At 64.4% G+C, this 8,972-nt stretch carries 8 protein-coding genes; 1 reads left to right on the top strand and 7 read right to left on the bottom strand.

Annotated elements, in window-relative coordinates:
* Positions 1-158: 158 nt before the first annotated feature.
* From KBY66_RS07610 to avd, 4 genes are read right to left on the bottom strand one after another with little or no spacing between them, the layout of a single operon-like run.
* Positions 159-1,163, bottom strand: a complete 1,005-nt coding sequence (locus KBY66_RS07610; protein WP_255088695.1) for a formylglycine-generating enzyme family protein — start codon at positions 1,161-1,163, stop codon at positions 159-161.
* Entirely contained in the window at positions 1,160-1,498 is a 339-nt protein-coding gene (locus KBY66_RS07605; RefSeq protein WP_255088694.1) for an SUMF1/EgtB/PvdO family nonheme iron enzyme, read from the bottom strand. The genes KBY66_RS07610 and KBY66_RS07605 overlap by 4 nt, the downstream gene beginning before the upstream one ends.
* Positions 1,479-2,540 carry an RNA-directed DNA polymerase gene (locus tag KBY66_RS07600; RefSeq protein WP_255088693.1) on the bottom strand — a complete coding sequence of 354 codons (1,062 nt, stop codon included), beginning with the start codon at positions 2,538-2,540 and terminating at the stop codon, positions 1,479-1,481. Before KBY66_RS07600 ends, KBY66_RS07605 begins: the two co-directional genes overlap by 20 nt.
* Complete coding sequence (gene avd / locus KBY66_RS07595; protein WP_255088692.1) at positions 2,537-2,896, bottom strand: diversity-generating retroelement protein Avd; 360 nt, start codon at positions 2,894-2,896, stop codon at positions 2,537-2,539. Before avd ends, KBY66_RS07600 begins: the two co-directional genes overlap by 4 nt.
* A gap of 162 nt (positions 2,897-3,058) precedes the next feature.
* On the opposite strand from avd, the gene KBY66_RS07590 reads away from it, so the two are divergent.
* Positions 3,059-3,238, top strand: coding sequence for a hypothetical protein (locus KBY66_RS07590; protein WP_255088691.1), 180 nt, complete (start codon positions 3,059-3,061; stop codon positions 3,236-3,238).
* Positions 3,239-3,369: 131 nt separating this feature from the next.
* Here the strand turns inward: KBY66_RS07590 and KBY66_RS07585 are convergent, their stop codons facing one another.
* From KBY66_RS07585 to KBY66_RS07575, 3 genes are all read right to left on the bottom strand, one after another.
* On the bottom strand, positions 3,370-6,330 hold the full coding sequence (locus KBY66_RS07585; RefSeq protein ID WP_255088690.1) for a formylglycine-generating enzyme family protein: 2,961 nt from the start codon (positions 6,328-6,330) through the stop codon (positions 3,370-3,372).
* Entirely contained in the window at positions 6,330-7,283 is a 954-nt protein-coding gene (locus KBY66_RS07580) for an AAA family ATPase (protein ID WP_410001003.1), read from the bottom strand. Before KBY66_RS07580 ends, KBY66_RS07585 begins: the two co-directional genes overlap by 1 nt.
* A gap of 212 nt (positions 7,284-7,495) precedes the next feature.
* Positions 7,496-8,971: a toll/interleukin-1 receptor domain-containing protein gene (locus tag KBY66_RS07575; protein ID WP_255088688.1), complete on the bottom strand. Its 1,476-nt coding sequence runs from the start codon at positions 8,969-8,971 to the stop codon at positions 7,496-7,498.
* Position 8,972 lies beyond the last annotated feature (1 nt).

Genomic DNA, 8,972 nt, shown 5'->3' with positions numbered 1-8,972 from the left:
CGCTTTTTGGCCGTGGACTGCTCGTAATCACCAAAGCCGAGCTGCTTGATGCCCATGAACCCTGTTCACGCCTGCGATCACACGGCCATTCTCGCGCAGGGTGGTGGGGTTTTCCAGAGTCTCCTTAAGCAACAGCCGAGTGTTGAGGGATGGAGGGTTTAAGGGTTGAGGGAAGGGCCCTGGGGGAGGCAGACCACACGGAAACCGACGAGGTAGCTGGCGAGGCCGGGCCCGAGGGGGGTGCGGAAGGCCGAGCGGCAGCCCCTGGGGCTGAAGCTCCAGGAGCCGCCGCGCAGCAGCCTGGTTTTTTCTCTTTCTTTACTCTTTTCTTCTTCCTTGCCATCCACCCAAGCTCGGCCATCGCTGGGTGCTTCCTCGTGGCTTTCATGCCATTCATCCAGGCACCATTCCTCCACATTGCCGTGCATGTCGTGCAGGCCCCAGGCATTGGCCGGGAAGCTGGCCACATCAGTGGTCTGCTCGCAATAGCTACCCTTGGGACCATCTCCGTAGGTGAAATTGCCGTCGTAGTTGGCCAGCTCCGGCGTGATGGTTTCCCCGAAATGGAAGGGGGTGCTTGTGCCCGCCGTGCAGGCGTACTCCCACTGCACCTCGCTCGGCAAGGTGTAGATGCGCCCCGTGCGCTGGCTCAGGCGGGAACAGAACTCCACCGCGTCGAACCAACTCACGGTCTCCACCGGCCGCTGGTCTGTCGTCGTTTCACCCTCCAGCAGGCGGGCTTTCTCTCCCTGGAAACGGGAGGGATCTGGGTCCAGCTCCCGCCCCCAGCGTTCCCCCTCCCGGGGCAGCCATCGCGCCACCGCCCGCCACTGGGCCTGGGTGATCGGCGTCTGGCCCATGAAAAACCCCTCCAGCTGCACCAGGTGCTGGGGGCCCTCGTTGCCTGAGCGTTCCAGCTCTTGGGCAGGCGAACCCATCCAAAACCGTCCGGGTGGGATCCAAAGCATGGTGAGGGGCGGAGCCTCATCCAGCGGGCCTTGCTGCGGAGCTTTCGCACGGGATGCCTTCTTGGCCGCTGCCTTGCCGATGGGTTCCTTGCCCGTGGGGGCCGGCAACATCGGCCCCAACAGCTCCCGAAACCCCTGCGTCTGGGCGGGGTGGTGCAGCAGGAACCTCACCGTGCGGGGGGCGCTCTGCGTCATGGCCGCGAAAAGGGAGGCGCACATCCAGCGGCGGCCGGCGCAGGGCCAGGAGCCGCCGGGGCACCCCCCGGCGCTGTGCGGATCGGAGGCCTGGGCCGGCCGATCACGGGAGCGGGTCTGGACCCTTCCTGTGCTCCCGCTGGAATCCCTTCCAACGGTTCGGACTTTGAAGGGTGCTGGGGGAGGCAGACCACACGGAAACCGACGTTGTTGTTGGCGTTGCCGGGCTCGTTGTGGTTGCGGTAGGCCGAGCGGCACTTCCTGGGGTTGTTGTTCCAGGAGCCGCCGCGCAGCAGCTGCACGACCCGCCCGCCATCAGGGTAGGTCGACGGCATAGGAAAGGCCAGCGAACAAACGGCGGCGCAGGCGCCAGGTGTGGCCGTGGGCGAGGTGGGCGTTCCAGCTCAGCAGGCTGGTGCGGGCGGCGGCGGCGGGAAGCGTTCCAGCCAACACCGCCCGGTGCTGCAGCTTCAGGCGACGGCGGCCCCGCCGCAGATTGTGGTTGCGCACCCGCAGCCGGCCTGGCCGCGCCACGAAACCCACGAAGCTGGCGCCATCACGGCAGCGGCGGATCTGGGTTTTCACCGGATGGGCCCGCAGCCGCAGGGCCGCCAACTCGGTCTCCAGCCGGCCACGGGCCAGCCGCAGCGGCTCGGGGTGGTCGGCGAACAGCGCGAGATCATCCACGTAGCGCAGGTAAGCGAGCACGCCAGGCAGGGCGCTGAGCGTGTGATCGAGCGCATTGAGGTGCAGATTGGCGAGGAATTGGCTGGTGAGGTTGCCGATCGGCAGGCCCCGGGGCCGCTCCAGCGGCGTGAGCAGGCTGTCGCCGAGAAAAGCATCGAGGGCGGGGCCGTGGCTGGCGCCATTGGCCAGGATCTGATCGAGGAGCCAGAGGGTGCCAGGGCATCCGATAGCAGCCGCAAGCTGAGCCCGCAGGATCGTGAGGTCAATGCTGGGGAAGTAAAGGCGGATGTCGGCCTGCAGCACCCAGCGGTGGCGGGCGGCGGCCGCCACGAAGCGGCGCAGGGCCCGGTGGCTGCCGAAGCCACGCCGGTTGGCAAAACTGCCGCGGTGAAAGCCACGCTCCAGCGGCGGCACAATCACAGCGCAGAGGGCGTGGTGCACCACCCGGTCGCGGTAGGGGGCGGCGCTGATCAAGCGCGGTTTCGGATCACGGATGCGGAACCGCCGGTAGGGGCCTGGGCTGTAGGTGAAGGAGCGGAGCTCCTCCTGGAGCCGCAGCAGCTCCGCTTCCAGGTTGGCGTTGAAGGCCAGCACCGCGGTCCGGTAGCGCTTGCCCCGTTGGGCGCGACGGGCGGCGGCATGCAGATTGGCGAAGCTGGTGAGGCGGGGGTAGAGGTTCGTGGGGGTCATCCGGGGGGGCGGCGTTGCTGGGCCAGCCAGGCGCTGTGCTGGCGACCAACGGCGTTGATCAGGCGGCTGGCGTGCTCATAGCGGCGCAGATCAATCAACTGGAAATCATGCAGCAATCGGGCCTGCAGTTGGATCAGCTGAATCCGCCCGCGCAGGGGCTCAAGGATCACCAGCCGCTCCCGTTGGAAGCGGGCCAGGGCCAGCTGCTCCAGCAGCTCGTAGAGGTTGGTGATCAGCCGCTCGCCAAGGCCGTGGCGGTGCTGGCGCGGCAAACGGTGGAGGATTGGAAGGAACCAGCGGATCAGGTCGAGGGTGGCCTCCTGGATCGGCAGTTCGGCGGTGGAGGGTATGGACATGGGGCGTGGCAGACGACAAGGGCAAGACAGGCAGGTGTTGGAACAACCAGACGCCATTAAGCAGCGCCTGAGGGCTCGCTTCGCCGGGTTGCCGACCGATCGCCAGCTGGTAGACGAATTGCTTGCCGAACGGCGCCTGGAGGCCCCGCAGGAAGGGTCTTGATGCAGGTTGTACTCGATGCCTCGGCGCTGCTGGCTTTTCTGAGGCAGAAGCCTGGATCCGAGGTGGTGCAGCAATCGCTCGCGGCAGGGGTGAACGTGAAGTTGATCACAGCCGTGACGCTTGCGCTTCGGGCCTGGACGGGGTTGACGCTGCCGCTGGAAATTCAGCTCCTGCGCTGAGGTGGGCCCCAATCACCGGATTGCGTGCGGGCCATTGAATCGAGGCGCCTGCGGCGCCATTCGGGAACAGCCAACGGCCGCAAGCCAACAGCCAGGGTTAAACAACAGCCGAGTGTTGAGGGATTGAGGGTTTAAGGGTTAAGGGAAGGGCCCTGGGGGAGGCAGACCACACGGAAACCGACGCCGTCGTCGGCGCCGCCGGGCCCGCCGAGGCTGCGGAAGGCCGAGCGGCACAGCCCGGGGTAGCTGAGCCAGGAGCCGCCGCGCAGCAGACTCCTCTTTTCGGTTTCGCTGCTCTTTTCTCCTTCCTCCCCATCCACCCAGGCTCGGCCATCGGTGGGTGCTCCTTCGTAGCTTTCGTGCCATTCATCCAGGCACCATTCCCAAACATTGCCGTGCATGTCCTGGAGGCCCCAAGCATTGGCCGGAAACTGCCCTACCCCCAGCACTGGCGTGGTCTGCTCTCGATTGATCCCTTTAGGCCCATCAAAGTAGACATAGTCGCCGTTGTAATTGGCCAGCTCCGGACTGATCGTGTCGCCGAAATGGAAGGGCGTTGTCGTTCCCGCCCGGCAGGCGTATTCCCATTGGGCTTCGCTCGGCAGCGTGTAGGTGCGCCCAGTGCGTTGGCTTAAACGGGAGCAAAACTCCATCGCCTCCAACCAGCTCACCTGCTCCACGGGCCGCTGGTCGGTGTTGCTCTCGCCTTCCAACAAGCGCACCTTGTTCTCCTCTTGCCCGTCCTTGCTTTGGAAGTGGGAGGGATCCGCCGAGAGCTCTCTGCCCCACCGTTCCCCCGGCCGCTCCTGCCAGCCCGCCACCTCTCGCCACTGGGCCTGGGTGATCGGCGTTTGGCCCATGAAGAAGCTCTCCAGCGTCACCTCATGCTGTGGGCCTTCATCGTCGAAACGCTCAGGTTCTTCCGGGGGGGAGCCCATCAGGAAGGTGCCGGCGAGGATTTCTACGAGGGTGAGGGCCAGGGGATTGCCCTTGTCAGTGGTGTCGCCCGGTCGTAGGGAATCTCGCCGGAGGGGTTCGTGGAAGGCCCAGGCGGTTGCGATGGGCAGGCTGGCGCGGGCCGCAGCGCCGCCTTCCCTCTCCACCTGCTGCAGGAAGGTCAGCAGATCAGTTGGCCGCAGGGTCCGAAACACCACCTGCCGCAGCACAACTTCGTTCCACCGGGCCGTGGTGAAGGCCACCGCCTCCAGCTCGGGGGTGTCGACCAGCTGGGCCGCTTCAAATGCCACCTCCGCAAAGGCCATTGAGGCGGGCCAGGGGGATCCTGGCGGCAAGCCGCTGCCTTGGCGGATGCGCTCGGCGAAGGCCTGGGCCTCCGCCCCGGGCAGGCCGTCAAGCAGGCGGGCCGTGACAGAGGCGAACTGCACAACACCCTCCAACCCTTCGGGTGGCGAAACGGTGGGGTCGCACAACACTGCCTCAAAGGAGGGCTCGCCGATCATGCGGTTGCGGTTCCAGCGGCGCTCCACCAGGGCGCTGACGCGGCTGATCACATCGCGGCGTTCGGTCGCTGGCAGCTGATCCCGGAGCAGGATGGCAACCTCAGGCAGCACTTCAAACTGAATGTGCTGCGGTCGCAGCGACTTGCCGTTGTGCGCCTTCGAGTCAGAAGGGGCCTGCTTGCGCAACACCAGGCCCCCCGTGAGCACCTCGGCGATCGGCAACGAATCGGCCACCTCCGGCAGCTTCGCCGCCTTGAGCAGGCGGATCACCGGCAGGGTGAGCAGCGGAGCTGTGGCCATCACCATCAGCAATTGCTGAGCCTGGGGAGAGGCCATGGCTTGAAACGCCTCCCAGCGGGCTGCGGCCTCCTCGGCGGTGAGGGGCATGGGGGCAGGCGATGGCGCCGTGAGGTCGCGATCGCCAAGCAACTGCCGAAGCCGTTGCTGGAGCTGGGGCCCATGCGCCAGGGCCACGCCTGGGGTGGCATAGGCGGGATGGCCCATCAGCACGGCACTCCAGGTGCCCAGACCCTCGCGATTCAGGGGCAACACCGGCAGCGGCAGATCACGCCCCGGTGACAACGGCACTTCCCACCAGTTCAGGGGGTCGGCCGCATAGGCCGGATTGGCTGCGGCGGGGCTTGAATTGCGCACCGTCACACGCTCCACCGCCGACAGGGCCGTGCGGTTCCAGTGCCACATCGGCAGGGGTTGAAGGATCGCCGTGGGGCAAGTACGGGCCCAGATCTCCAGCGCCGCAAACATGCGCCCATCCCACCAGTGCCGGCCGGCGGTGTCGCTGAGGAACAGCAGCAGCGTCCGGCCTCCCGGCTGCAGCTTGGCCGCTCTGGACAGCTGCTCCACCGCCTGCTGGCGGGCGGCCGAATCCATGCCTCGCTCCACCGGCGCAGGCTGGAGCTCTTGCAACCGCACCCTCGGAAACACCTGGGTGGAGGCCAACACCCGCTGCAGCTCCTCAGCCTGCCGCCGCCACACCTGCATCGACACCCCGCCATCGCGGAGCAGCAGCACCTCATCAAAGGCCGGGCCCTGGCAAGGCTCAAAGACCGGCAGCAGCAAGCCGGTCTGGGCGTAGAGATCCACCGTGCGCTCCTCATTGAAGCGCTGGCGCCGGGGATCCGGTCGGCGCCGCAGCAAGGGCGCCAGGGCGCGCAGCAGCTTGTCGCGATCGCCCAGGGGCGCCTCCTCCCGCACCCGGCCCGGCAGCACCATGCCGGCCAGATCCCTGGCCACGTCCTGCTCGTCCGGCAGCACGGCAACCGGCAGCAGGGGGTCTTCCGGCACGGGCTCGGCCGAGATGCCGGGGAAGGGGGTGGGCAGGGAGGGATCGGGGGGCAGGGAGGGGGCTTCGGGCCGGATCTCCGGTTCGGGCGGCTCGGGCTGAGGGGGTGGACTGATCGATCCGGGCGCCGGATCGCCTGGATCAGGCAGAGGCGGCGTGTGAACAACCCTGCGGCGCTTGGGAAGCTCCGGGAGGCGCCCCGCCAGCCAGAGCACCTCGGCAAGCTCCAGGGGGCCGGGTGTCAGTTCATCGGGGCTGGCCTGGCTGTGGGCCACCATCCAGCTCAGGGCCTCGGCCAGATGGGCGGAACCAGGCTGGCGAGCGGGCATCAGGTCATCCCATCACTATCGGCGCCATCGCGCCCATGCAGTTCTCTGTAAAGGATGGATCGCAGTTGATCGCCAGCAACCGCATCAGGGGATAGCCAAAGGTTCTGGCTGGTCTGCTCCAGGGTGAGCAAGTGCAGAGCATTGAGCAGTTGATCGGTGGCCAGATCGCCGTTCTCATCCTTTCTGAGAAACGCCTCGATCTCTTCGGGCACTGGCGCATCCTTCAGAAATGGATGTTCCTTGACGCCCTTGCCCAAAGTTGCTTCGGGGTGGAAATGGGCCAGCACAACCTCCTTGAGGGTGTCGGCCTCGCTGGGGTGAGGCATCTCCACACGGATGCAGCGGCGGTTAAAAGCGGGCGGAAAATCGCGCTCCCGGTTGCTCGTCATCACCACAATCGGAAACTCCTTGCACTGCACCAGGCCTGCCCGCACGAGGGCGGTGCCGTTTTGATCGGCGGTGCGCACCGGCACGTCCTCAGGGGGAGGCAACGCCTGGTTGTTGCGCTCCGGTTTCCGTCTGGCGCGGTCTACTTCCCGCTGCAGGGGAGGGATGGTGTACGTCCCCTCCTCCAAAAGGCTCAACAGTTCATTCGGAAGTTGGATATCGGATTTGTCGATCTCATCGATCAGCAACACCCGTGGCCGCTTCCAGGGGAGAAAAGCCGTACCGGCGGGACCGAGTCGGATGTACTCCGCCACCGAGAAGGTTTCGTCACGGTAAATCTGCGAATCCTGAAGGCGGGCGATCGCGTCGTATTGAAACAGCCCATCTTCTTTCAACTGGCTGCGAGGAGAGATCGACCAACGCAACACCGGCCCCAGGTTGAGTTCCCAGGCGATGGCGTAGGCCAGGCTGGTTTTGCCGGTGCCAGGGCTGCCGGTGACCAGCAGCGGCCGGCGCAGATGGATCGCCGCGTTTACAGCCAGGCGCAACCGCTCCCCCAAGGGCATGATGGCCTGGCCCACCCGGGGCAGGCGAAAGGCCCGGCCCCGCTGCACGGTGTTGGAGGCGGGTTCCAACTGGGGCACGTCCTGCGCCTCGAGGCCATCCGGCAGATGCCGCACCCGCCAGGGGGGCATAGGGGGCCAGGTGGCCCCGGCAGGACGCGGGCTGCCGTTGTTGGTGAAGAGGTCCCAGGAGTTGGGGGGCGATTTGGGCATGCTCAGGAGGAAATGAGGAGCGCAGATACAGATCCGGGGCGTTCCCCTTCAGGAGCGCTGGAAGGGTCTTGGCGAGAGGGCGAGAAGAGCGCTTGAAGCATTGTCCGATCAGGAGCGCGGTCGGGATGGTCCACCAGGATGGTGAGGCCCCGCAAATCAACCTCAGGATGGCTCCACTTTTGTCGTGCCTTGGCCAGGCGTGTCAGATCCGGGCAATGGGGTCGTTTCACCGTGCGCCCTTGATTGATTTCTTCTCGGATCAAGGGTAGATGGCGCAAACAGAGTTGCACTTGCTCTTCCCCTAGGGAGTTCCTATGAGAGGGCCAAACCACAAGAGGAGCCATGGACATCAGGACCGATCTCAGCCAGGACGCTCTATTTTTCAACGTGGTGGATTGCATCAAACAAATCGCGGCGATCACGGCGTCACCGGCATCTTTATCCTGAGTTTGCCCATCCAGAGTTTCGAGAATCTGCGCCTTGATGAGCTGATCTTGCGGCAGCCAAGCCCCGGTTCCCTCGATGAGGTGTTGGTACATCCGCTTTAACGCTCCACGCCGTATATTCCACTCGCGATTGAGCAGGCGATCCGAGGAGCGCAGGAGAAAGGGTTGATAGGTGTGTAAGGGCTTGTCCTCGCCAGCTTGAGTGCTGATGCTCCCCCAGTCTTGATCAAGCAGATCATCAGGAACAAATAATTCCAGCACAGGAACATCCTCAAGCTTACTGTCGATCTTGATCCAGCCTTGCAGGCTATGCAGCAGCTCGGGAAGTTTCTCTTTAGCGAAGGAAGGCTCCGCACCGATATCACCGTTGGGGACTTCTTGAAAATGATTCTCTCCAACCCTTTGGATGAAAGCCCTCCACTGATAAAAGCGCTCGGATTCTTTTTCTTCTCCTGAAGGAGTGAGAACCAGTGCTACGGCATCACATGCCATGCGGGCCGGTGCAGGCTTGTTCGCTATTGGCACTGGCTGATCGGTGGGTAGTGCTTGCAGACGCTGAGCGAGAGGCGCGAACTCATTCCAGGTCTGAAAAACCACTTCGGATATCTTCTGTTCATGCTGTTCTCGTACGGCACGCGAGCATTTCGTCAAGACAGATCCTGAAATCACCTGCTGGTATTGGATGATTTCTTCTTGATCACAATTGCAAGGTGAGATCTGCTGCCATAACAAATGAATCTGACCTGTCTGGTGAGCCGCCAGCAACGGCTTCGCCTCTTTCTCCCAATGCTCGGAGGCCAAGTATTCATAGCTCACCAACACAACCGCAACCCTGCAGCGTCCAATCGCGGTATTGATCGCGACATCCTTGTTGCTCCCGGCCTGGATCATGCTTCGATCCCAAAGCTCAAAGCTGTCGTTCCTACGCGTAAAGGGTTTAAGCTGAGTTACTATCGCTTCACACGATTTCTGTGCTGCGCTTCCTGCGTTGGCGAAAAAGGAGACAAATACCAAGTCCTTTTCAGCAGCCATT

This window comes from Synechococcus sp. Tobar12-5m-g (assembly GCF_024345415.1).
Taxonomy (GTDB): domain Bacteria; phylum Cyanobacteriota; class Cyanobacteriia; order PCC-6307; family Cyanobiaceae; genus Regnicoccus.
The sequence above is the reverse complement of the archived record's forward strand: the minus strand, read 5'-3'. Positions and strand labels throughout refer to the sequence as shown.